Source organism: uncultured Jannaschia sp. (assembly GCF_947503795.1).
Lineage (GTDB): Bacteria > Pseudomonadota > Alphaproteobacteria > Rhodobacterales > Rhodobacteraceae > Jannaschia.
On the sequence record NZ_CANNEZ010000001.1, the window covers coordinates 2,153,273 to 2,176,290 of the forward strand.

22 protein-coding genes are annotated in these 23,018 nt (G+C 70.1%); 11 read left to right on the forward strand and 11 right to left on the reverse strand.

All coding sequences use genetic code 11. The annotated features are described in order from the left end of the window. Positions 1 to 34 precede the first annotated feature (34 nt). A complete protein-coding gene (locus Q0833_RS11230; protein WP_298434169.1) occupies positions 35 to 2,494 on the forward strand; it encodes a penicillin acylase family protein in 2,460 nt (819 codons plus the stop codon). Between the two features lie 9 nt (positions 2,495 to 2,503). On the opposite strand, the gene Q0833_RS11235 is transcribed toward Q0833_RS11230, so the two are convergent. The 9 genes from Q0833_RS11235 to Q0833_RS11275 all read right to left on the reverse strand — a co-directional run bounded on the left by Q0833_RS11235 (position 2,504) and on the right by Q0833_RS11275 (position 11,450). Continuing rightward, a complete protein-coding gene (locus tag Q0833_RS11235) occupies positions 2,504 to 3,055 on the reverse strand; it encodes an RSP_2648 family PIN domain-containing protein (RefSeq protein WP_298434172.1) in 552 nt (183 codons plus the stop codon). 7 nt (positions 3,056 to 3,062) lie between these two features. Then, positions 3,063 to 4,259 (reverse strand): RSP_2647 family RNA methyltransferase, encoded by a 1,197-nt coding sequence (locus Q0833_RS11240; protein WP_298434175.1) that lies wholly within the window; start codon positions 4,257 to 4,259, stop codon positions 3,063 to 3,065. A gap of 96 nt (positions 4,260 to 4,355) precedes the next feature. Further along, a complete protein-coding gene (locus Q0833_RS11245) occupies positions 4,356 to 4,493 on the reverse strand; it encodes an RSP_7527 family protein (RefSeq protein ID WP_298434178.1) in 138 nt (45 codons plus the stop codon). A 136-nt stretch (positions 4,494 to 4,629) separates the two neighbouring features. Then, entirely contained in the window at positions 4,630 to 5,409 is a 780-nt protein-coding gene (locus Q0833_RS11250; RefSeq protein ID WP_298434181.1) for an aldolase/citrate lyase family protein, read from the reverse strand. A gap of 190 nt (positions 5,410 to 5,599) precedes the next feature. Continuing rightward, positions 5,600 to 6,640 carry a FliM/FliN family flagellar motor switch protein gene (locus Q0833_RS11255; RefSeq protein ID WP_298434184.1) on the reverse strand — a complete coding sequence of 347 codons (1,041 nt, stop codon included), beginning with the start codon at positions 6,638 to 6,640 and terminating at the stop codon, positions 5,600 to 5,602. Between the two features lie 72 nt (positions 6,641 to 6,712). Then, positions 6,713 to 9,361, reverse strand: coding sequence for an ATP-binding protein (locus tag Q0833_RS11260; RefSeq protein WP_298434186.1), 2,649 nt, complete (start codon positions 9,359 to 9,361; stop codon positions 6,713 to 6,715). Positions 9,362 to 9,377: 16 nt separating this feature from the next. Further along, positions 9,378 to 9,680, reverse strand: a complete 303-nt coding sequence (locus tag Q0833_RS11265; RefSeq protein WP_298434189.1) for a hypothetical protein — start codon at positions 9,678 to 9,680, stop codon at positions 9,378 to 9,380. Beyond that, the gene (locus tag Q0833_RS11270) at positions 9,677 to 10,087 is read right to left on the reverse strand and encodes a response regulator transcription factor (protein ID WP_298434192.1); all 411 of its coding nucleotides are present in this window, start codon (positions 10,085 to 10,087) and stop codon (positions 9,677 to 9,679) included. Before Q0833_RS11270 ends, Q0833_RS11265 begins: the two co-directional genes overlap by 4 nt. Before the next feature lie 76 nt (positions 10,088 to 10,163). Further along, positions 10,164 to 11,450: a short-chain fatty acyl-CoA regulator family protein gene (locus tag Q0833_RS11275; RefSeq protein ID WP_298434195.1), complete on the reverse strand. Its 1,287-nt coding sequence runs from the start codon at positions 11,448 to 11,450 to the stop codon at positions 10,164 to 10,166. Positions 11,451 to 11,687: 237 nt separating this feature from the next. On the opposite strand from Q0833_RS11275, the gene Q0833_RS11280 reads away from it, so the two are divergent. The 10 genes from Q0833_RS11280 to aat all read left to right on the forward strand — a co-directional run bounded on the left by Q0833_RS11280 (position 11,688) and on the right by aat (position 22,180). Beyond that, the gene (locus tag Q0833_RS11280; RefSeq protein ID WP_298434198.1) at positions 11,688 to 13,064 is read left to right on the forward strand and encodes a substrate-binding protein; all 1,377 of its coding nucleotides are present in this window, start codon (positions 11,688 to 11,690) and stop codon (positions 13,062 to 13,064) included. Between the two features lie 116 nt (positions 13,065 to 13,180). Continuing rightward, a complete protein-coding gene (locus tag Q0833_RS11285; RefSeq protein WP_298434203.1) occupies positions 13,181 to 14,212 on the forward strand; it encodes a branched-chain amino acid ABC transporter permease in 1,032 nt (343 codons plus the stop codon). Between the two features lie 4 nt (positions 14,213 to 14,216). Further along, complete coding sequence (locus Q0833_RS11290; protein ID WP_298434206.1) at positions 14,217 to 15,503, forward strand: branched-chain amino acid ABC transporter permease; 1,287 nt, start codon at positions 14,217 to 14,219, stop codon at positions 15,501 to 15,503. 3 nt (positions 15,504 to 15,506) lie between these two features. Continuing rightward, positions 15,507 to 16,268, forward strand: a complete 762-nt coding sequence (locus Q0833_RS11295; RefSeq protein WP_298434209.1) for an ABC transporter ATP-binding protein — start codon at positions 15,507 to 15,509, stop codon at positions 16,266 to 16,268. A 14-nt stretch (positions 16,269 to 16,282) separates the two neighbouring features. After that, positions 16,283 to 17,038 carry an ABC transporter ATP-binding protein gene (locus Q0833_RS11300; RefSeq protein WP_298434212.1) on the forward strand — a complete coding sequence of 252 codons (756 nt, stop codon included), beginning with the start codon at positions 16,283 to 16,285 and terminating at the stop codon, positions 17,036 to 17,038. 79 nt (positions 17,039 to 17,117) lie between these two features. After that, positions 17,118 to 19,076, forward strand: coding sequence for an acetate--CoA ligase (acs, locus tag Q0833_RS11305; RefSeq protein WP_298434215.1), 1,959 nt, complete (start codon positions 17,118 to 17,120; stop codon positions 19,074 to 19,076). A gap of 107 nt (positions 19,077 to 19,183) precedes the next feature. Further along, complete coding sequence (locus Q0833_RS11310) at positions 19,184 to 19,543, forward strand: hypothetical protein (protein WP_298434218.1); 360 nt, start codon at positions 19,184 to 19,186, stop codon at positions 19,541 to 19,543. A 92-nt stretch (positions 19,544 to 19,635) separates the two neighbouring features. Further along, a complete protein-coding gene (gene accB, locus Q0833_RS11315; RefSeq protein ID WP_298434220.1) occupies positions 19,636 to 20,130 on the forward strand; it encodes an acetyl-CoA carboxylase biotin carboxyl carrier protein in 495 nt (164 codons plus the stop codon). A 12-nt stretch (positions 20,131 to 20,142) separates the two neighbouring features. Continuing rightward, the gene (gene accC / locus Q0833_RS11320) at positions 20,143 to 21,489 is read left to right on the forward strand and encodes an acetyl-CoA carboxylase biotin carboxylase subunit (protein WP_298434223.1); all 1,347 of its coding nucleotides are present in this window, start codon (positions 20,143 to 20,145) and stop codon (positions 21,487 to 21,489) included. A gap of 46 nt (positions 21,490 to 21,535) precedes the next feature. Next, entirely contained in the window at positions 21,536 to 22,180 is a 645-nt protein-coding gene (gene aat / locus Q0833_RS11325; protein WP_298434226.1) for a leucyl/phenylalanyl-tRNA--protein transferase, read from the forward strand. Here the strand turns inward: aat and Q0833_RS11330 are convergent. Together Q0833_RS11330 and Q0833_RS11335 are read right to left on the reverse strand one after the other, a co-directional pair. Continuing rightward, positions 22,138 to 22,515, reverse strand: coding sequence for a DUF2155 domain-containing protein (locus tag Q0833_RS11330; protein ID WP_298434229.1), 378 nt, complete (start codon positions 22,513 to 22,515; stop codon positions 22,138 to 22,140). The two genes, aat and Q0833_RS11330, sit on opposite strands and share 43 nt — an antisense overlap. After that, positions 22,512 to 22,889 (reverse strand): NADH:ubiquinone oxidoreductase subunit NDUFA12, encoded by a 378-nt coding sequence (locus tag Q0833_RS11335; protein ID WP_298434232.1) that lies wholly within the window; start codon positions 22,887 to 22,889, stop codon positions 22,512 to 22,514. Before Q0833_RS11335 ends, Q0833_RS11330 begins: the two co-directional genes overlap by 4 nt. Between the last annotated feature and the right edge of the window lie 129 nt (positions 22,890 to 23,018).

Consider the following 23,018-nt stretch of genomic DNA (forward strand, 5'->3'; position numbering starts at 1 on the left):
CCGCCCGTGGGTCAAGGGGTCAACAGGGGTCAGGATGGAACGCGCCTTTCGATGGACGGTCCGCATCGTGGCAGCGGTGCTGCTGGTGGCGGGCCTCTCGGTCGTCGCGGTCCTCTGGCTCGCGTCGCGCAGCCTGCCCGATTACGACCGGACCGAGGCCGTGCGCGGCATCGACGCCCCGGTCGAGATCGTGCGCAATACCCACAACGTGCCCCATATCTTCGGCGCGGGCGACGCGGACGTGTTCTTCGGCCTCGGCTATGCCCATGCGCAGGATCGCCTCTGGCAGATGACGCTGCTCCGGCGCACGGCGCAGGGCCGCCTCTCGGAGGTCTTCGGCAACCGCACCTTGCGCACAGACGAGCTGATGCGCCGTCTCGGGATCTACCGCGCCGCCACCGCCAGCGTCGCCGCCCAGGACCCCGAGACCATGGCGATGCTGCGCGCCTATGCCGCCGGGGTGAATGCCCGCATTTCCGTCGTGAACCGCGATGCCTCGGGGCGGGGCGCGCCGGAGTTCTTCCTCTTCGAGCCGCAGATCGCCCCGTGGCAGCCCGCCGACAGCATCGCCGTCGTCAAGCTGATGGCCCTGCAGCTTTCGGGCCACCTGACCGAGGAGGTGCGGCGCGCCCGCGCTTCGCTGATCCTGCCCGACGAGCGTCTCGCCGACCTGCATCCCGACATCCCCGGCAGCGGCACGGTCGTCCTCGCGGGGATGCGCGACCTCTTCCCGACGCTGGCGCCAACGCAATTCGCCGGGGCCGCGACGCCCGATCTCTGGCCCGTCGCACCCAGCGGGCTCGCGGGCGCGTCAAATGCCTTCGCCATCGCCCCCAACCGCGCCGCCGCGGGGGCCGCACTTCTGGCCAATGACCCGCATATGGGTCTGTCGGCGCCGACGCTCTGGTATCTCGCGCGGCTGGAACTCGAGACGGGCGGCGTCATCGGCGGCACCATCCCCGGCATGCCCATCGTCCTCGTGGGCCGGTCCGAGCGGATGGGCTGGGGCCTGACCTCGACCTATGTCGACGACCAGGACGTGATGATCGAGCGGCTGAACCCCGACGACCCGACCCAGTACGAGACCCCCGACGGCTGGGCCGCCTTCGAGACCGAGCGCTCCATCGTCTCGATCAAGGACGCGAGCCCCGTCACCCTGACCCTGCGCCGCACCCAGAACGGACCCGTTCTCACGGCGGGCCAGTTCGACCTCGGGACGATCACGCCGCGCGGTCATGTCGCCGCACTCGCCTGGACCGGCCTCTCGCCCGAGGACACCTCGATGCGCACCGGTCTCGAGATCATGCGCGCCGAAACGCTCGACGACGCGCTCGACGCCGCCCGGCATTTCATCGCGCCCGCCCAGAACCTGATGCTGACCGACGGCACCCGCACCGCGATGACGATCATGGGCCGCCAGCCCGACCGCGACGCCCGCCACCAGTCGCAGGGCCGCATCCCCGCGCCCGGCTGGCTGGGTGCGAACCGCTGGGCCGGTCTGAAGCCCGCGGAGGCCAATCCCGTCTGGGAGACGCCCGAGAGCGGCCTTCTGGGCAATACCAACAACAAGGTCGTCGACCGCCCCTTCCCCGACCATATCAGCCATTACTGGGGCGACAGCCAACGGGTGCAGCGGATGTCCCGCCTGTTGCAGGCGCGCGAAGTCCATACCCGCGAAAGCCTGATCGAGGCGCAGCTTGATTCCGTTTCGATCACGGCCCGCGCGCTCCTGCCGCTGGTCGGACGCGACCTGTGGTTCACCGGCGAATCCGCGCCCGGCGGCACGCCCGAGCGTCGCCGCCAGACCGCGCTGCAGCTCCTGGCCGCGTGGAACGGCGAAATGTCCGAGCACCTGCCCGAGCCGTTGATCTATGCGGCCTGGATGCGCGCGCTGCAGGACCGGCTGATCCGTGACGACCTCGGCCCGCTCGCCAATGAATACGGCCGCGTCCAGCCCCTCTTCATCGAGCGGGTGTTCCGCGACATCGGCGGCGCCGGAACCTGGTGCGACATCATCCAGTCCACGGCCGTCGAGACCTGCACCATGGTCGCGCGGCTGGCGCTGGACGACGCGCTGCAATGGCTCGACGACCGCTACGGCGCCCGCGTCGAGACGTGGCGCTGGGGCGACGCCCACGAAGCGCGGCACGACCACCCCGTGCTGGGCGACGTCCCCCTGCTGGGCGCGATCGTCAACATCCGGCAAAGCACCTCCGGCGGCGACCACACGCTTCAGCGGGGCCGCACCTCGGGCGAGGATCCCGACCCCTTCACCAACGTCCATGCCGCCACCTATCGCGGCGTCTACGACTTCGCCGACCCCGAAAGCAGCGTCTTCATCACGTCCACGGGGCAATCCGGCCACCCGCTCTCGCGGCATTACGACGATCTGGGCGAGCTCTGGCGGCGAGGCGAATACATCCCGATGACGCTCGATCCCGACCTCGCGCGGGCCGGGGCCGTGGGCGTCACCACCCTGCGCCCCGCGCCCTAGGCGGCGGACCTAGCCCGCGCCACCCTCGCCCAGCGCCTTGCCCAAACGCGGGAGGCGCGCGCGTTTGAGAAGTGGTCGGAGCGGCATCGCCTCGCCCGAGAGGCGCGCGGCTTCGACGCGGACCGCCTCGACCGCCGCGCCGACCGCCTGCCCATCCCGGATCCACAGGTCCATCAGGAACGCGTCGGGCGGCTGCAGCGCGATCCCCTCGGCCGAGACGTCGCGGCGCGGAAAATCCCTGAGGTTCAGCGTCACGAGCACATCCGCCCCCGCATCCGACGCCGCCGCGAGAACGTGGATGTCGTTCGGATCGGGCAGCCACATCCGAGCCTCGGTCGCCGCACCCGGCCGCACTTCGGCGCCCGAAAAGGCCGCCCGGAGGGCCGCGATCTCGCCCCGCGCGATAGTCTCGCCATCGGGCAGTTTCCGTGCCGCGCGCGCCCATTCCTCCAACACGCGCGGCGACCAGAGCGGCTGGTAGAGCCCCGCCCGCGCCACCCCGATCAGGATTTCGCGCAGGACCGTCGGATAGAGCACGCAGGCGTCGAGAAAGACCTTCACGCGCGCGTCAATCCAGCATCCGGAAGGTCAGCGCCTTGAGATACCCGCTCTCGGCCAGCTGCGGATGGACAGGGTGATCCGGCCCTGCGAAGCCTGTGTGGATCAGTTGCGCGGCGCGCCCGCCCCGCCCGATCCCGCGGATCGAGGCCGCGCGGAACTTCGACAGCTCGGCGGCATGGCTGCACGAACAGACCGTGAGGTAGCCGCCCGGCGCGACCAACGGCGCGGCCAGCCGCGCGACCCGCTCGTAGGCGCGCAACCCCGCGGTCAGCGCGGGCTTGGCGGGCGCGAAGGCGGGCGGATCGGCCACGACGATTCCGAACCGCGCCTCCTCGGTCGCGAGCGCGGCCATGACATCGAACGCATCGCCCCGGCGGGTCGCGAACCGGTCCGATGCCCCCATCGCCCCGGCCCCCTGCTCGGCCAGCGCGAGCGCGGGGGCCGAGCCGTCGACCGCCAGGGCCGACGCGGCCCCGCCCGCCAGCGCCGCCAGTCCGAAGCCGCCGACATGGGCGAAGACATCGAGCACCGACGCGCCCCGCGCCAGTCCGGCCACCAGCGCGTGGTTCGGTCGCTGGTCATAGAAGAGCCCCGTCTTCTGCCCGCCGGCCAGATCCGCCAGGTAGATCGCGCCGTTCATCGGCACCTCGACCGGCGCGTCCAGCCCACCGCGCAGCCAACGCGTTTCGCCCTCGAGCCCTTCGGCCGTCCGCGCCCGCCCGCTTGCGTTAAGAAGGATATGGGCCATCCCCATCCCGGCCAGCGCGTCGGCGAATGCCTCGATCCGCGCGTCGGCCCAAGCCGCGTTGGGCTGGATGACGCAGGCCGCGCCGAAGCGGTCGATCACCACGCCCGGCAGCCCGTCCGCCTCGGCATGGACCAGCCGGTAGAACGGGGCATCATAGGCGCGCGCGCGGTGGGCCAGTGCGCGTGACAGCCGCGCGGCGATCCAGGCACCGTCGATTTCGGCCGCGGGGTCGGCATCGAGCATCCGCGCCCCGATCCGCGAGCCAGGCGTCACCGCGACCGCGCCCAGCGGCGACCGCTCGGCATCCTCGAGCACGGCGATCGTGCCGGGGGCCAGCCCCCGCGCGCGGCGGTCGAGCACGAGGTCGTCGGCGAAGACCCACGGATGCCCGTGGCGGATGCGGCGGGCATCGGCGCGGGGCTTCAGGCGGATCACGGGGCGGGAGGTGTCTGTCATGCTCCGCCTCTAGGCCGCGCGGCGCGCCCGCGCAATCGGCCCGGACATGGAAACGGCCCCGCGCGGGGGCCGTCTCGGGTCGTTGTCCAGCGCGCCTCAGGCGGCGCGGGAGGCCGCGGCCGGGGCGGCGGCGGTGCCGCGCAGGCGCGCGACGAGCCGCGCAAGGCCCTGGCGGACATATTCGGCCCGCAGCGCGCGGGCGCGGGTTTCGATGGTGATCATATCATGGGTCATGTTCGTCTCCGGACAACAGGTCTCAGGGCGACCGGACAGGTCAGCCCCGTTGACCCATCACCTAGGCCCCGCCCTGCCCGATGACCAATGCCGGTGCCGCAAGTCCCCGTTGCGTCCCGCGAAAGGCTCCGTCGCGTCAGCCGTCGATGGCGGCGATCTCGGCGGCGACCGCCCGCGCGCCCTGCAGGATCCAGCCGTGCTCGGACGCCACCACGAAGAGCGTGAACCCGTGCCGGGACCAGTCGGCGGCCGTCGCCGCGTTCGGCACCCAGGTCGCGTAGGTCTTGCCCGCGTCCCGGCAGGCCGCGCCGACGCGCGCCATCGCCTTGGGCAGGTCCGGATTGTCGAGCCCGCGATGACCGTAGCCCACCGACAGGTCCGCCGGCCCGATGAAGAGTCCGTCGATCCCGTCCAGCGCCGCGATCGCCTCGCAGGCCTCGACGCCCTCGGGCTCCTCGATCTGGACCAGCACGACGGTTTCGGCGGCCGAGCGGTCGAGGAGGTCGGGCATCGTCTCGGCGGTGTAGTTGGCCCAGCGGGTCGATCCGGCGAAGCCGCGTCCGCCATGGCCGAACCGCGCGGCGGCGGCGATGGCGCGGGCCTTCTCGGCGCTGTCGACATGGGGCACGACGATGCCCGTGGCCCCCATGTCCATCACGTCGAGGATGCGCGCGGGCGTCCCGTCGAGGATGCGCACGAGGACAGGGAAGTCGCGCGCGCGCGCCACCGCGAGACAGGCGTCGAGCGCGGTGCGGTCGAAGGGCGAATGCTCGGCGTCGACGCAGACGAAGTCGAGCCCGGACATCATCAGGATCTCCAGCGCGACATGGCTGGGTGTCTTCATGAAGGTGCCCGCCAGCCGGTCGCCCGCCCGCATCCGCGCCAAAAGGCCCGTGGCCTTGCTCGTGTCGCCCATGTCGATCCCTCCCGTCGCTTCGTGGCCGCCAGCTTGCAGCCCCGCGCCCGCGACACAACCCCACCTGGGGATGGGAGGTAGGGCCACGCCCGCAACGGCCGGCCGACGGGGTCCGCCAGCATGTCGCGGCCTCGCCTGACGGGCGACATACCGGCCGCGAGCGGCGAAGCGGCGCGACACGCTGCCCCCATCACGGCTCGGGGATCGCCGGGGCCGGGGGCGGCGCGGTGAGGTCGGCGAGGTCGGACGGGGGTGGCGCGCGTGTGGCCGGCTGCCCCGGCAGGTCGCCCAGCTTGACCGCCCGCGCGCCGTTGAGCTGGCCCAGCCGCGCGGGCAGCGCCACGCCGAGGCCGGTGCGGTGCCGGCCGGGGATCGAGACGCCCGACGCGCCGCCATGCAATGTCAGCTCCATCAATGACGTCGGCGGCAGCGGCAGCACGTCGCCCACCTTGAGCGCCGTCAACGTCGCCAGCGAGATCCGCAGCGGCGGCAGCACCGCCTCGAGACGCACCGGGGCCGCGCGCACGACCTCGGACAGATCCCCGGCCCAGTCCCGTTCGGCCGGGAGCGTCTCGCCCACGGCGGCGGGCGCTTCGGGCAGCGGCAGCAACAGGACGATCCGCGCCGACCGCTCGCCCCCGCCCAGCGTCAGGCCGACCTCCAGCCGCAGCATCCGGGGGGCGGTCAGCAGCATCGGCAGCGGATCGGGCCCGGCCACGAAGCTGTCGGTGCGCAGGTTGCCCGGTCGCGGGTCCTCGGCATCGGCGGGCAGGATGCGGTCGATCTGGCCCAGGACCGCGCGCGTGAAGGGCTGCGCCAGTGCCGCGTCGATGCGCGTCGGGCGGCGCGGCTCGCGGCCGGGGCCGTCGACGCATCCGAGCGTCTGCACCTCGATCAGCGCGTCGACCATCTTAGGCTCCAGCACCACGACGCCGGTGACGCGCGACAGCGCCTCGGCCTCGGGCGGGGCGTGCGGGTCGAGCCCCGGCGGGTCGATCAGGAAGCACAGCGATTGGGCGTGCAGCCCCTCGAGCGCGACCTCGCCCTCGGCCACGACGGCCTTGCGTTCCGTGATGTCGAGATCGAGCGTCGACGTCGCCTCGCCCACCCGACGCAGCGCGGTGACCAGCGCGCGCAAGGGGCCGGCCGCGACCGCACCGCCCGGAGCGGCGGCTTCGGGGCGACGGCCGACCATGCGGCTGAGAATGGAAGGGGCGGGGTCGGCAGTCATGGGGTCCCGGCGCGGAATCGGTCAGCTCCTTCCTCGCGCCAAAGGGTTAATAAAGCGTCTTGCCGGATTGGATCATTCGGCCGCGCGGGGCATCGCGGGGGCGGCCGGCAGGCGCACCCGGAAGGCCGCGCCGCCCCGGCCCGGAACGTAGTCGATCGCGCCGCCGAGCCGCGCCACCACCTCGCGGCAGATGGCGAGACCCAACCCCGCGCTGCCCGCCGCGGCCTGGTCCGAGAGGCGGGTGAACTTCTCGAAGATCAGCGCGCGGTCCGCGGCCGCGATGCCGCTGCCGTTGTCGACGAACATCACCTCGACCGCGCCCGCCGCGCGCGTCACCGTGATGCGCAGCTCGGGCCGCGCGGCGTCGCAATATTTCGCCGCATTGGTTATGATGTTGATGAAGACCTGCGCCAGCCGGTCGGGATCGGTCAGGAGCGGCACGCGCTCGGACGCGGGGTCGCGCCGAATGTCCAGCGGGCGCGCGCCGGTGCCAGCGGTGGTCACCGCCCGGTCGATCACGTCGCCGAGGTCCACCGGCTCGGGCTTCAGCTCGACCTGCCCGCTTTCCAGCACCGACAGGTCCAGAAGGTCGTCCAGCAGCCGCGTCAGGCGGCGGCTTTCCTCGAGGATGATGCCCGCGTAACGGCCCCGCTCGGCATCGGGCACGTCCGGGTCGCGCAGGATCTCCGAGAAGGCACGGATCGAGGTCATCGGCGTCCGCAGCTCGTGGCTCACCTGACTGAGGAAGGCGTCCTTCTGCACCCCCAGCGCGGTCAGTTTGTCATTTGCCTCGCGCAGCTCGCGCGCGGTGCGGGTCAGCTCGGTCTGCTGCGCCTCGAGACGGGCGGAGTATTCCATGATCTGCGCCGTCTCGTCGGCCACGGCCATCAGGTCCTGTACCGACATCGACGCGTCCCCCGCGATGCCCGAGACCATCGCGTGGGCCGTCGCCGCCCCGACCGACCCCGAGAGCCGCCGCTCCAGCCGCTCCAGAAGCTCGGGCGTCGTCTCGGGCAGTTCGCCCGGTCGGCCCTGTGCGCGGGCCTCCTCGGCGAAGACGGCCTGCGTCTCGGGCGCGCCGAGGATGCGCTGCGCCATGATCAGAAGCTCCTCCGCCCCTGCGGTGCCGCCCCGCCGGCCCTTGGGCGCGACCGTCCGGTCGAACACGCCAACGAAGCGCGGCGCCTGTAGCTGCTCCATCGCCGTCGGCGTCGTCACCAGCGACACCGCGCAGAAGGCGAGGATATTGGCGCTCCATGACAGAAGAAGCGCCGAGAGATACGGATCGCCCGTCATCGCGAGGAGGGCGTCCGGCGCCAGCGCCCCGCCGCCTATCGGCCCGATCAGCACCGGCAGAAGCATCACCCAGGCCCAGACCGCGAAGCCCGCCAGAACCCCCGCCACCGCCCCCGACCGCGTGGCCCCCGTCCAGAACAGCCCGAAGAGGAGCGCGGGCAGGATCTGCGCAACCCCGAGGAACGAGATCAGGCCGATCGAGGCCAGCGCCGCCGTGCCGCCGGTGACGCGCCAATAGGCGTAGCCCATCGCGATCACGGCGATGATCGACACCCGCCGCGTCAGCAGGACGACGTGGCGCACGTCGCCCGAGATCGAGGCGCGCCCCTTGCCCTGCAGCGTCAGCCAGAGCGGCATCACGAGGTGGTTCGACAGCATCGTCGCCAGCGCGACCGACGCCACGATCACCATCGACGTCGCCGAAGAGAAGCCGCCGAGAAAGGCCAGCATCGCCAGACCGTCGCGCCCTTCAGCCAGGGGCAGCGTCAGCACGAAGAGGTCGGGGTTCGAGCCCTCGGGCATCCGCGCGAGGCCGGTAACCGCGATCGGTACGACGAAGACGCACATCGCCAGCAGGTAGAGCGGGAAGGCCCAGGACGCGGTCGCGAGATGCCGCTCGTCCGAGTTCTCGACCACCATGACCTGGAACATGCGCGGCAGGCAGATCACCGCCGCGCCCGACACGAGGATCAGCGCCGTCCACCGCCCCGGCGCCGAGGTCCAGTCCGAGACCGGCGAGGCGGCGATGGCCGGGCCGATGGCGCCGGGTCCGTCGTTCAGGCGCCAGACCACGAAGACGCCGACGGCCAGAAGCGCGGCCAGCTTGACGATGGCCTCGACCGCGATGGCGCTGACGATGCCGTCATGCCGCTCGCCGATATCGAGCTTGCGCGTCCCGAAGAGGATCGTGAAGAGCGCCAGCCCCGCCGCCGACCAGAAGGCGAGACCCGTCAGCTCGGCGGCTTCGGTGCCGGGTGCGGCGAAGACCCCGAAGGACAGCGTCACCGATTGCAGCTGGAGCGCGATATAGGGGGTCGAGCCGACCACCGCGAGGACCGTGACCAGCACCGCCAGCAGGTTCGACTTGCCGTAGCGCGACGACAGGATGTCGGCGACCGAGGTGATCCGCTCGGCCCGGCCGACGCGCACCAGCTTGCGCAGGACCCACCACCAGCCGATGAAGACCAGCGTCGGGCCGAGGTAGATCGTCATGAATTCGAGGCCCGAGCGCGCCGCGTAGCCGACCGCGCCGTAGAAGGTCCACGCCGTGCAGTAGATCGACAGCGAGAGCGTGTAGACGATCGGCCCGCGCAACACCCGCGCCCGGCCCCGGCCCGCCTGCCGCTCGGCCACGGCGGCGATCGCGAAGAGGATCGCGGCATAGCCGAGGCTGACCGCGATCACGAGGTTGAGCGAGAGGTTCACGCCCCCCCGCGCGCCGTCACCCGCCCGCCTCCGTGTCGGTCCCGTCGGCAACGTGGCGGCGCCCGATCCAGACGCCCAGCCCGATCAGCAGAAGCCACGCCACGAAGAGGTATCCCAGCCAGCCCGCCGAGGCCCCGTCCGCCGCCACGCGGCCCGAGAGGACGAGATCCGGCGCAAAGAACAGCACGATCCCGAGAAACGGCAGGAGCCGCGCCGCATCCGCCGTCCGGGCGCGCCGCCGCGCGCGCCGTTGCGCCGCACTCGCCGCCGGGGTCATCCCGTCGGGGGCGGGCCGCATCGCGTCGCGCAGCCCGTTCACGCGGCGGCCCCGGCGAGGCTGCGGATCGCGGCCAGCAGGTCCTGGTTCGAGAAGGGCTTGGTCATGAAGCGGCTGACGCCCAGCGCCTCGGCCCGCTCACGGTCCTTCACCTGCCCCTTGGCGGTCAGCATCAGCACCGGCAGCGCGGGGTCGATGCCCGCGCGCTCGCCCGCCCGGATCGCGGCCAGCACGTCGAACCCCGATTGCCCCGGCAGCATCACGTCGAGCACCACGACGTCCCAAGGTGCGCGCGCCACCGCGTCCAGTGCGGTCGCCCCGTCGGAATGGGTCGACACCCGCCAGCCGTCGCGCTGCAGGATGAAGGCGATGGCCGTAGCGATATTGGCCTCGTCCTCGATCAGAAGGACGCGGCGCGGCTCCGGCGCGGCGGTCTCGTCATCCCTCATGGCGCCCGGCCTCCCCTCCGGTCGTCGAAGCGTCAGGATGGCCCGCAGGGCGCGGGCCTGTCCAGTCCTCGAAGCGTCACGGCTCGCCCGCCGTCGCCGCCTGCGACAGGACCGACGGCTCGCGGCGCGCGGCGCAGGTCGTGCGCGGGCAGGTCCGGCAGCCCGGACCCACCGGACGGGCGCGGCCCGGGCCGCTGGCACGGGTCAGCAGCATCGTCGCGCGCAGCACCGGCGGGTCGCCGAAGGACACGGGCGCGCGCGCCTCGGCGACGGCATGCGCCTGCCAGACCGCGCCGTCGGGCGTGGCGATCGCCTCGACCACCGGGCGGCCGGGCTGCGCCAACGCGACGTAGACCGGCCAGAGCGGGCAGCCCGCCCCCATCACCGGCAGCGGAAAGCCCGCGGCGGGCTTGCGCCGCATCATCGCGCCCGCTGCGTCGCAGATCACGAGGCCCGCGCCCCGATGCACGACACCCATCCGGCGCAGAACCAAGGCCAGGTCACCGCCCGCGGGCCCGATCAGGTCGGACGGATCCGTCGCCGCCTCGACCCGCGCGCGCGGCAGGCGTTCGGCATCGGCGGCATCCTCGCGCAGGATCGCCTCGGCCATCTCGCGCGCCGCCCCGTCCGAGATCCCTTCCAGGAGCGCCGGGATCGCGGCCGCGCCATCCGTCTCCAGCGCGTCGAAGCGGTGCCCGTTCTCGTCGAGGAAGCGCGAGACCGTCTCGACCGGCAGCAGCCGACGGTCGCCCCGCGCGGCCTCGCGGTCGAAATAGTCCACCACCGCCTCGGCGCCGCTGGCGAGCCGTCGGCTCTCCTCGTCGATATTGGCGTGGAAGCGGCCCAGCCAGTTCGGGTCGATCTCGGGCGTCTGTGCGAGGATCGAAGCCGTCGAGCGCACCGAGGCGACCGTGGTCAACAGCTCGTGCAGCGCGTCGGCCAGGCTCGGGTCGTGGGTCAGACGGTCCGACAACGCCTCGATGGTGCGCGCCTGCGCGGCCAGCGCCTCGGCCTGCGCGGCGATCAGACGGGCCCAGTCGGGGTGGCGACGCGCGATCTCGGGCGCCTCGTCCAGCGCTCCGGCCGCCATCCCCTGCCCCGCACCCGCATCGCGCAGCGCACCCGTCAGCACAACGTCCCCGTCCTCGGACAGAAGCGCGCGATCGACCCCCAGCGCATCGGCCAGCCGCCCCAGAAGACCGCCGCCGATCGGGCGGCGATTGTGCTCGATCAGGTTGAGGTAGCTGGGCGAGATGCCCGCCGCGCGCGCCAGATGCGCCTGCTTGATGCCCTCGGCCAAGCGCCGCTCGCGGACGCGCAGGCCGGTGGGCAATGCGCGCGGGTCCTGCCGGGTGCCGTCCAAGCCTCTGACTCCATGCGGTTGCTGCGGACGCGAACCCGCGATGCTGCGCGCGCGCGTCGATGGATTTACAAAACGCGCCATGCGCCTGTCGATTTATTTACAAGATTTTCGCGACCACCGTAAGACTTGTTGAACCATTTTCACCTCTGCCCCGATACTGCGGCCACCCGGTCAATGCGACCGGACCGCCCCGCGACCAGGGAGAGGACGCGGGTGACACCATAAGGGAGGGTCTCAATGACCAAATCGAATCTCACCCGTCGCGGTGTGATGAAGTCGGGTGCCGTCGCCGGTGCCGGCCTCGCCGCTCCGACGATCTTCACCTCGGCCGTCTGGGCTGACGGCCATACCGGCTTCACCAATGCGCCGCAGGGCGACACCGTGACGCTCGGCTTCAACGTGCCCCAGTCCGGCCCCTATGCCGACGAGGGCGCCGACGAGCTGCGTGCGTTCGAGCTGGCCGTGGAGCACCTCAACGGCGGCGGCGACGGCGGCATGCTGTCGACCTTCTCGTCGAAGGTCCTCGACGGCACCGGCATCATGGGCAAGCGGGTCGAGTTCGTCACCGGCGACACCCAGACCAAGTCCGACGCCGCCCGCGCGTCCGCCCAGTCGATGATCCAGCGCGAAGGCGCGATCATGATCTCCGGCGGCTCGTCCTCGGGCGTGGCCGTGGCCGTGCAGGCGCTCTGCCAGGAGGCCGGCATCATCTTCATGGCGGGCCTCACGCACGCCAACGACACCACCGGCAAGGACAAAAAGGCCAATGGCTTCCGCCACTTCTTCAACTCCTACATGTCCGGCGCCGCCCTCGCCCCGATCCTCGCCGCGCAATACGGCAACGACCGGAAGGCCTATCACCTGACGGCCGACTACAACTGGGGCTACACCACCGAGCAGGCCGTGCGCGAATCCACGGAAGCCCTCGGCTGGGAGACGGTGAACACCGTGCTGACCCCGCTGACGCAGACGGACTTCTCGTCCTACATCGCGCCGGTGCTCCAGTCCGATGCCGACGTGCTCGTGCTGAACCACTACGGCGGCAACATGGTCAACTCGCTGACCAACGCCGTCCAGTTCGGCCTGCGTGCCCGCGAAGTCGGCGGCAAGCAGTTCGAGATCGTCGTGCCGCTCTATTCCGAGCTGATGGCCCGTGGTGCGGGCGAGAACATCGCCGGCATCCTCGGCTCGCAGAACTGGGACTGGAAGCTCGAGAACCAGCTGGGCGACCGCTACTCGGGCACCAATGCCTTCGTGCAGTCCTTCGGCACCAAGTACGGCTTCCCGCCGTCGCAGGCGGCCCATACCTGCTATGTGCAGACGCTGCTCTATGCGGATGCGGTCACCCGTGCCGGCTCGTTCAACCCCTGCGCCGTCGTCGAAGCCCTTGAGGGTTACGAGTTCGACGGTCTCGGCAACGGCCCGACTCTCTACCGCGCCGAAGACCACCAGTGCTTCAAGGACGTGGTCGTGGTGCGCGGCAAGGAGAACCCGGAGAACGAGTTCGATCTCGTGGAGATCGTCGAGGTCACCCCGGTCGACCAGGTCACCTACGCCCCCGATCACCCGCAATTCGCGGGCGGGTCGCTGGGAACCTGCAACCCGGGCGCCTGATCGCCTCGCGTCGCCGGGCCCCGCGCGGGGCCCGGCGACATCCACCCCATCCATCCGCCGACGCGCCCTGCCCGGGCCCGGAGGCGACCTGAACGCCTGAACCGGGGGCCGCCGCCATGGAAGCCATCATCCTTCAAGTCCTGAACGGTCTGGACAAGGGATCCGCCTACGCGCTGATCGCCCTCGGCCTGACCCTCATCTTCGGCACGCTCGGTGTCGTGAACTTCGCCCACGGGGCGCTCTTCATGCTCGGCGCGTTCTGCGCCGTGACCTTTTCGCGGCTGCTGCAGGTCTCGCATTCCGTCGTCGACGAGACGCGGACCGACTTCCTCGGCAACCCGCTTCAGGTCGAGGTCCCCTATATCTACGACATCTTCGGACAAGCCGCCGGGGACGCGATCATCGACTGGGCGGTCCCGCTCTCGATCCTGATGGCGATCCCCGTGATGATCGGCATCGGCGTCGCGATGGAGCGCGGCCTGATCCGCCACTTCTACAAGCGCCCCCATGCCGACCAGATCCTCGTGACCTTCGGCCTCGCCATCGTGCTGCAGGAGATCATCAAGTACTTCTACGGCGCCAACCCGATCCCGACCCCCGCCCCCGACGCCTTCGTCGGCTCGTTCGACTTCGGCGTGATGCTGGGCTTCGATCCGGGCGGCATCGTCTATCCCTACTGGCGCCTGATCTACTTCCTCTTCGCCGCCGTCATCATCGCCGCCGTCTTCGCCTTCCTGCAGTTCACCACCTTCGGCATGGTCGTCCGCGCCGGCATGGCCGACCGCGAGACGGTGACCCTGCTGGGCATCGACATCGACCGGCGCTTCACGATCATGTTCGGCATCGCCGCCGCCGTCGCAGGACTCGCCGGAGTGATGTACACGCCCATCAACTCTCCAAACTACCACATGGGCATGGACTTCCTCGTCCTCAGCTTCGTGGTGGTCGTCGTCGGCGGAATGGGCTCGCTACCGGGCGCCGTCCTCGCGGGGTTCCTTCTGGGGATCATCGAGGCCTTCGCGTCCATGACCGAAGTGCTCGACGTGCTGCCCGGCATCAACCAGATCGTCATCTACCTCGTGGCCATCATCGTGCTGCTGACCCGTCCGCGTGGCCTCATGGGCCGCAAGGGCGTGATGGAGGATTAATCCCATGACCGACCAGACAACCCAGGCCCCCGCGGGCAACGTCCCCGCCGCCCAGACCCGCCGCGACAGCCAGGGCGGCGTCCTCGGGCTCACCCGGAAGGATTTCGTCCTCTTCGCCTTCGTGGTCGTGCTGACGATCTTCGCGCCCTTCATCCTCAACCCGTTCCCCGACGGGTCGGCCATGGCCCAGTTCAACGCGGGCTATCCGGACCTGATGCAGCGCTTCGTGATCTTCGGGATCTTCGCGATCGGCTTCAACATCCTCTTCGGCCTGACGGGCTACCTCTCCTTCGGACACGCGGCCTTTCTCGGGGTCGGCTCCTATGCGGGCATCTGGGCGATGAAGCTGCTGACGCTCAACGTCATCCCGTCGATCATCGTGTCGATCGTGGTGGCCGGCCTCTTCGCGGCGATCGTCGGCTTCATCTCGCTGCGGCGCTCGGGGATCTACTTCTCGATCCTGACGCTGGCCTTCGCGATGATGTCGTTTGCGCTGGCCTACTCGGTCCTGACGCCGATCACCGGCGGCGAGACCGGGCTCCAGCTCAAGTATTTCGACCCGCGCATCCTCGACGGCGACCTGCCGCCGGGTGTGACGCCCCGCGCCAACCTCTTCGGCGTCGACATGGCGTCGAGCACGAACCTGCGCTTCGGCGCGTGGACCTTCACGCTCAACGTCGGCTACTACCTCGCCGGTGCGCTGATGCTCGTGGCGTTCTACCTCTCGATCCGCATCTTCCGCTCGCCCTTCGGGATGATGCTGCGGGCCGTGAAGTCCAACCAGAACCGCCTGAACTACACCGGCATCAGCCCCAAGCCCTACACGCTCGCGGCCTTCGTGATCTCGGGGATGTATGCGGGCCTCGCGGGCGGGCTGCTGGTCGCGATGGACACCCAGGTCGGCGCCGAGCGCATGTTCTGGACCGCCTCGGGCGAAGTCGTGCTGATGACCATCCTCGGCGGCGCGGGCACCCTGATCGGGCCGGTGCTGGGCGCGGGCTTCATCAAGTATTTCGAGAACATCGTCTCGACCATCAACGAAAGCACGCTGCACGGCTGGTTCGCCTTCATGCCCGACGGGCTGGAGAACGCCATGGTTGCCATCATCTATCCCTTCGTGGGCAAGGGCTGGCACCTGACGCTGGGCCTCCTCTTCATGGCGGTCGTGATCTTCCTGCCCGGCGGACTGGTGCAGGGCGGCCAGAAGCTGGCCACCGTGTTCCGCCGCGACAAGAACGCCGATCCCGTCGAGGGGCCGGCCGCCGAGCAACGCAAAGCCGCGGAGGACTGATCCATGGGCATTCTCGAAGTCAAGAACGTCGGCAAGCGGTTCGGAGGTCTCCAGGCGCTGTCGGACGTCAATCTCAGCATCCCCGAACAGACGGTCCACGCGATCATCGGCCCCAACGGGGCGGGCAAGTCGACTCTGCTGAACTGCCTCGTGGGCAAGCTGATCCCCGACACCGGATCGGTCAGCTTCGAGGGCCAGTCGGTCCTCGGGCGCAAGCCTTACGAGATCAACCAGATGGGCATCTCGCGCGTGTTCCAGACGCCCGAGATCTTCGGCGACCTGACCGTGCAGGAGAACATGATGATCCCGTGCCTCGCCAAGCGCGACGGGACCTTCGCCCTCCATGGCTATCGCAACATGATGAAGGACGGCGAGATCGTGGACCGCGCGCAGGCCATGCTCGAGGACATGAACATGGCCGACAAGCGCCACATGCACGCGGCCTCGATGTCACGCGGCGACAAGCGGCGTCTCGAGATCGGCATGTGCCTCGCGCAGGAGCCGCGGCTCCTTCTGCTGGACGAGCCGACGGCGGGTATGGCGCGGGCCGACACCAACAACACGATCGACCTCTTGAAGCAGATCAAGGACACCCGGCCCATCACAATCGCCATCATCGAGCACGACATGCACGTCGTCTTCAGCCTCGCCGAGCGGATCACCGTGCTGGCCCAGGGCACGCCGCTGGTCGAGGACACGCCCGACAAGATCAAGGGACACCCCAAGGTGCGCGAAGCGTATCTGGGCGAGTCCTCCACCCACTGACGGAGGTCCATCCCATGAACGTCAAACCCGACTTCACCCGCCACGGAAACCAGGCCGCCACCGCGCCCGCCTATTTCAGCGTCCACGACGTCCACGCCTATTACGGCGAGAGCTACATCGTCCAAGGCGTCAGCTTCAACGTCCACGAGGGCGAGATCCTGGCCCTTCTCGGCCGCAACGGCGCGGGCAAGACCTCGACGCTCCGGACCTGTGCCCGGCTCTCCAATCCCGATCTGCGCCGGGGCGAGATCTGGCTCGACCACCAGCCGCTGCACACAATGTCGGCGCATGAAGCCTCTCAGGCCGGGCTCGGCCTCGTGCCCGAGGATCGTCGCATCATCCCCGGCCTCACCGTCGAGGAGAACCTCAAGCTGGCGCAGATCGCGCCGCCGATCGGCTGGTCGCTGGAGCGCCTCTACGAGCTCTTCCCCAAGCTGGGCGAGCGCCGCAAGCAGGAGGGCGTGACCCTTTCGGGCGGCGAACAGCAGATGCTGGCCATCGCCCGCGCGCTGGCCCGCGACGTCAAGCTCCTCCTGCTCGACGAGCCCTACGAGGGCCTCGCCCCGGTCATCGTCGACGAGATCGAGAAGACGCTCCACGAGGTCCGCAAGCTCGGCATGACGACGATCCTCGTCGAACAGAATGCCGTGCGCGCGCTGGAACTCTCGGACCGCGCCGTCATCCTCGACACGGGCGGCGTCGTCTTCGACGGCACCGCGGCCGAGGTGCTGGGCAACGCGGACCTGCGCGCCGAATATCTCGCCATTTGATCCCCGCACGGCCCCGTCCGGGCCGCGCGACACCATTTTCCCGAAGCCGACGCCGCCCCACCGGGCGAAGGAGGACCCCATGCTCGACGACAAAACCCCGCTCTACCCGCCTTCGGACGAGATGGCCGCGAACGCTCATGCCGACCGCGCCACCTACGACGCGATGTACAAGGCCTCCGTCGAGGATCCCGAGGCGTTCTGGGCCGAGCACGGCAAGCGCGTCGACTGGATAGAGCCCTTCACGCGCGTCAAGGACACGTCCTTCGCGCCCGGCCACGTCTCGATCAAGTGGTTCGAGGACGGCACGCTCAACGTCGCCGCCAACTGCATCGACCGCCATCTCGCGGACCGGGGCGACCAGACCGCCATCATCTGGGAGCCGGACGACCCCAAGGACGACGCGCTCCACATCACCTATTCCGAGCTCCACGGTCATGTCTGCCGCATGGCCAACGTCCTCAAGAACCTCGGCGTGACCAAGGGCGACCGCGTCGTCCTCTATCTCCCGATGATCCCCGAGGCGGCCTACGCGATGCTCGCCTGCGCCCGGATCGGCGCGGTGCATTCGATCGTCTTCGCCGGCTTCTCGGCGGACGCGCTCGCCGCCCGCGTGCAGGGCTGCGACGCCAAGGTCGTCATCACCGCAGACGGCGCCCCGCGCGGCGGCCGTGTCACCAACCTCAAGGACGCGGTGAACCAGGCGCTGATCCACTGCGACGACGACGTCAAATGCCTCGTCGTGCGCCGCACCGGCCAGCAGGTCGCGATCCGGCCCCAGAACGACCACTGGCTGCACGAGGAGCTGGAGGGCGTTTCGGATGACTGCACCCCGGAAGAAATGGCCGCCGAGGACACGCTCTTCATCCTCTACACCTCCGGCTCGACCGGACAGCCCAAGGGCGTCGTCCACACGACCGGCGGCTATCTCGTCTACGCGTCGATGACCCATCAATACACGTTCGACTACAAGGACGGCGAGGTCTTCTGGTGCACCGCCGACGTGGGCTGGGTCACCGGACACAGCTACATCGTCTACGGCCCCCTCGCCAACGGCGCCACCACCGTGATGTTCGAGGGCGTTCCCACCTATCCCGACGCGGGCCGCTTCTGGGAGGTCTGCGCCAAGCATTCCGTGAACCAGTTCTACACCGCCCCCACCGCCATCCGCGCGTTGATGGGCAAGGGGCGCGAGCCCGTCGAGAAGCACGACCTGTCGAGCCTGCGCATCCTCGGCACCGTGGGCGAGCCCATCAATCCCGAGGCGTGGAACTGGTACAACGACGTCGTCGGCAAGGGGAACTGCCCCATCGTCGACACCTGGTGGCAGACCGAGACCGGCGGCCACCTGCTGACCCCCCTGCCTGGTGCCACCGCGACCAAGCCCGGCTCGGCCACGCTGCCGTTCTTCGGCGTCCAGCCGGTCATCCTCGAGCCGACCACCGGCGAGGAGATCCACGAGACGGCCGCCGAGGGCGTCCTCTGCATCAAGGACAGCTGGCCCGCCCAGATGCGCACCGTCTGGGGCGATCACGAGCGGTTCGAGAAGACCTATTTCGCCGACTACAAGAACTACTACTTCACCGGCGACGGCTGCCGCCGCGACGCGGACGGCTACTACTGGATCACCGGCCGCGTCGACGACGTCATCAACGTCTCCGGCCACCGCATGGGCACCGCCGAGGTCGAAAGCGCGCTCGTCGCCCATTCCACCGTCGCCGAAGCCGCCGTCGTCGGCTACCCGCATCCGGTGAAGGGTCAGGGAATCTATGCCTATGTCACCCTCATGGGCGGCGAGGAGCCGTCTGAGGAGCTGCGCAAGACGCTGTCCGACTGGGTCCGCTCCGAGATCGGGCCGATCGCCAAGCCGGACCTGATCCAATGGGCGCCGGGCCTGCCGAAGACCCGCTCGGGCAAGATCATGCGCCGCATCCTGCGCAAGATCGCCGAGGACGATTTCGGCGCGCTGGGCGACACCTCGACCTTGGCCGACCCGTCGGTTGTGGACGACCTGATCGAGAACCGGATGAACCGGAGCTGACGCCGGACCGCACCCACCCCTCCCCGGCCGATCCGGGGCACGGACGTTAACCGGTCCGGCGGAATGCCGGGCCGCGTTAACGGTTTGGCAAGACCGATGGCCGGATCATGACGCTTGCCCAATGGTTCGAGATCGGAGGTCCGACCATGCCCGACGTGATGACCGCTCCCGCCATGCCCCCGGCCTTTGCCGGGCTGGATCCCGGCGCGGCGCTGCCGACCCCGCCGCCCCCGCCCGAGGCACAGCCCGCGGCCCGCACCGACACCGCCCGACGCCGCGATCCGCCCGTGGCCGAAGCGGGCACCGGTGCCGACCTCGCACGGGCCGCGCGCGACGCGCTTGCCGATGCGCGCGCTGCACGACGCGCCATCCTCGCCGTGCTCGGCCCGCCGCCCTATCCGCCGCAGACCGCGTCCGTCATGATGCTGGCCGGCGTCGCCGAACTCCGTGCCGTGATGTACGCCTGACGCGCGCGTCCCCGCGCCTCCATCCGGATCACGACGCTTTCCCTCGCGCCGCGAAAACGGTAAAGCCGCGAAAACAGGCTGCGAGGACGGTAATGACCAAATCCCATGATGGCGACGTCGCCTTCATCAAGGCGCTGGCAGAACTTCTGCGCGAGAACGACCTCACGGAGCTCGAAGTCAGCCGCGAATATGGCGAGGACGACGCCCTCAACGTGCGCGTCGCCCGGCAGATGACCGCCGCCCCCGCGCCGGCCCCCGCCGCCCCGGCCCCGGCGCCTGCCGCCGCAGCCCCCGCCGCGCCGGCCGCCCCTGCCGCCGCACCCGCCGCGGCACAGGACGATCCTGCGCAGGACCCCGGCGCGATCACCTCGCCGATGGTCGGCACCTGCTACCTCTCGCCCGAGCCCGGAGCCGCGAATTTCGTGCAGGTCGGCGACACCGTGTCCGAAGGCCAGACGATCCTGATCGTCGAAGCGATGAAGACCATGAACCAGATCCCGAGCCCCCGCGCGGGCAAGGTCAAGCGCATCCTCGTCGAGGATGGCGCGCCCGTCGAATACGGTGCCCCCCTGGTCATCCTCGGCTGAGGAGCCCCGCCCATGTTCAAGAAAATCCTGATCGCGAACCGGGGCGAGATCGCGCTCCGCGTCGTCCGCGCCGCCCGCGAAATGGGCGTGGCCACCGTCGCCGTCCATTCCACCGCCGATGCCGACGCGATGCATGTCCGCATGGCCGACGAGTCGATCTGTATCGGCCCCGCGCCCGGCAACCTGTCCTATCTCTCGGTCCCGGCCATCGTCTCGGCCTGCGAGATCACCGGCGCCGAGGCGATCCATCCCGGCTACGGTTTCCTGTCGGAGAACGCGGCCTTCGTGCAGGTGCTGGAGGATCACGGCATCACCTTCATCGGCCCCACGGCCGAGCATATCCGCATCATGGGCGACAAGATCACCGCCAAGGACACGATGAAGGCGCTGGGCGTGCCCTGCGTCCCCGGCTCCGAGGGCGGCGTCCCCGACTACGAGACCGCGCAGACCGTCGCCGCCGAGATCGGCTACCCGGTCATCATCAAGGCCACCGCGGGCGGCGGCGGGCGCGGCATGAAGCTCGCCAAATCCGCGGCCGAGCTCGAGACCGCCTTCCGCACCGCGCGCGCCGAGGGCAAGTCCGCCTTCGGCAATGACGAGGTCTATCTCGAGAAGTATCTCGGAACGCCCCGCCATATCGAGGTGCAGGTGTTCGGCGACGGCAAGGGGCGCGCCGTCCATCTGGGCGAGCGGGATTGCAGCCTCCAGCGTCGCCACCAGAAGGTCTTCGAGGAGGCCCCCGGCCCTTCGATCACGCCCGAGCAGCGCGCCGAGATCGGCCGCACCTGCGCCGAGGCCGTGGCCAAGATCAACTATGCCGGCGCCGGCACGATCGAGTTCCTCTACGAGAACGGCGAGTTCTATTTCATCGAGATGAACACCCGCCTTCAGGTCGAGCACCCGGTGACCGAGGCGATCTTCGGCGTCGATCTCGTGCGCGAGCAGATCCGCGTCGCCTCGGGCCTGCCGATGTCCTTCCAGCAGGAGGACCTGACGATCAACGGCCACGCGATCGAGGTCCGCCTGAACGCCGAGAAGCTCCCGAATTTCTCGCCCTCGCCCGGCACGATCACGCAGTACCACGCGCCCGGCGGCCTCGGCGTGCGGATGGATAGCGCGCTCTATGACGGTTACCGAATCCCGCCCTATTACGACTCGCTGATCGGCAAGCTGATCGTCCATGGCCGCGACCGGGACGAGGCGCTGGCCCGCCTGCGCCGCAGCCTGGGCGAGCTGATCATCGACGGCATCGACACCACGATCCCGCTTTTCCGCGAGCTGGTCGAGGACCCGGACGTGCAATCGGGCGACTACACGATCCACTGGCTGGAGAAATGGCTCGACCGGAACCTCGCCTGAGGTCCGGGGTCTTCACGTCGCGGGGCCAAGCCCCTAGCTTGGGCCCATGCCGCGCGACACGCCCCACCTGACCGCAGAGACGCTGCTGATGGCCTATGCGTCCGGCGTCTTCCCCATGGCCGAGAGCCGCGACGATCCCGACATCTTCTGGGTCGATCCCACCCTGCGCGGCGTGCTGCCGCTGGACGGCTTCCGGCTGTCGCGCAGCCTCGGCAAGGTAATCCGGTCGGGCCGGTTCGAGGTCACGCTCGACGCCGCCTTCGACGGCGTGCTCGCGGGCTGCGCCGACCGCGACGAGACCTGGATCAACCCCGAGATCGCACGGCTCTACGCCCAGCTTCACCGCGGCGGGCACGCGCACAGCATCGAGGTCTGGAAGGGCGGCCAGCTCGCCGGCGGGGTCTACGGCGTGACGCTCGGGGCCGCGTTCTTCGGCGAGTCGATGTTCAGCCGCGCGCGCGACGCCTCGAAGGTGGCGCTGGCCTACGCGGTGGCGATGCTGCGGCGGGACGGGTTCACGCTGTTCGATACGCAGTTCCTGACCGACCACCTGGCGCGGCTGGGCGCGGTCGAGATCCCGCGCGCGACCTATCACGCGCGGCTGCGGCAGGCGCTGTCGGGGGGCGCGCGGCTTCGGGGTCCGGTGCCTCAGTCCTCGGCAGTGATGCACCTCAGGAGCCAGACGTCGTAGCGCCGGTGTTCCAGCGCATTCAGCCCCGGCGAGGACGCGACCATCCAGCCCGCGAACAGCTCCTCGACCGCGCGCGCATCGACCACCTGGATCAGGCCGAACGCATCGCCGGAGAGATTCGCCGACGGAAAGCGGCATTCATGCAGCGTCACCTGGAGCGGGCCGTAAGCCATCGTCTGGCCGCTGGCCATCTCGACGTCGATCACCTCGCCCGAGACCTTGTCCAGCGTCCGGAGCACCGCGCCCATGCCGGTGCTCGTGCGCACGGCCTGCGCCTCGGCAATCCCGGTCAAGGCCAGCGACAGGGCGAGAAAGACCCCGGCGACGCGGGTCATTCCGGGCTCCACGCCTCGTAATCGGTCTGCGGCTTGACGTCCGCGCGCCGCAGCGAGCCCTGCCGCAGGAACGCGCCCTCCGAGCCGGTCAGGTTCGGCTGGTGCGGCGCTTCCCAGGCCTTGTGGACCATCGGCATCTCGGTCGGGGGCTTCGGCAGCGTGAAATGCAGCCAGCCATACCAGTCCGGCCCGACGCGCGTCGCATCGTTGTCGCCGGCATAGATCACCCAGCGGCGGGTGGCGTCGGAGTTGCGGTAATAGACGTTTCCCTGCTCATCCTCGCCGACGCGGGTGCCGAAGCGCGCAGTGAAGAGCTGCGTGCCGATGGATTGGCCGTCCCACCACGTCACGAGGCGTTTGAGCAATCCGGCCATGGTGGTTCCTTCCGCGTGTCCGTCGGTCTTCGTCATACGGTCCTGCCTGCGGGGGTCAAGGGCGGCGGGGCCGCGCGGGCCGGGGCTTGCCAACTGAACCGATTGGTTTAGATTGCGCGGGAACCAGCC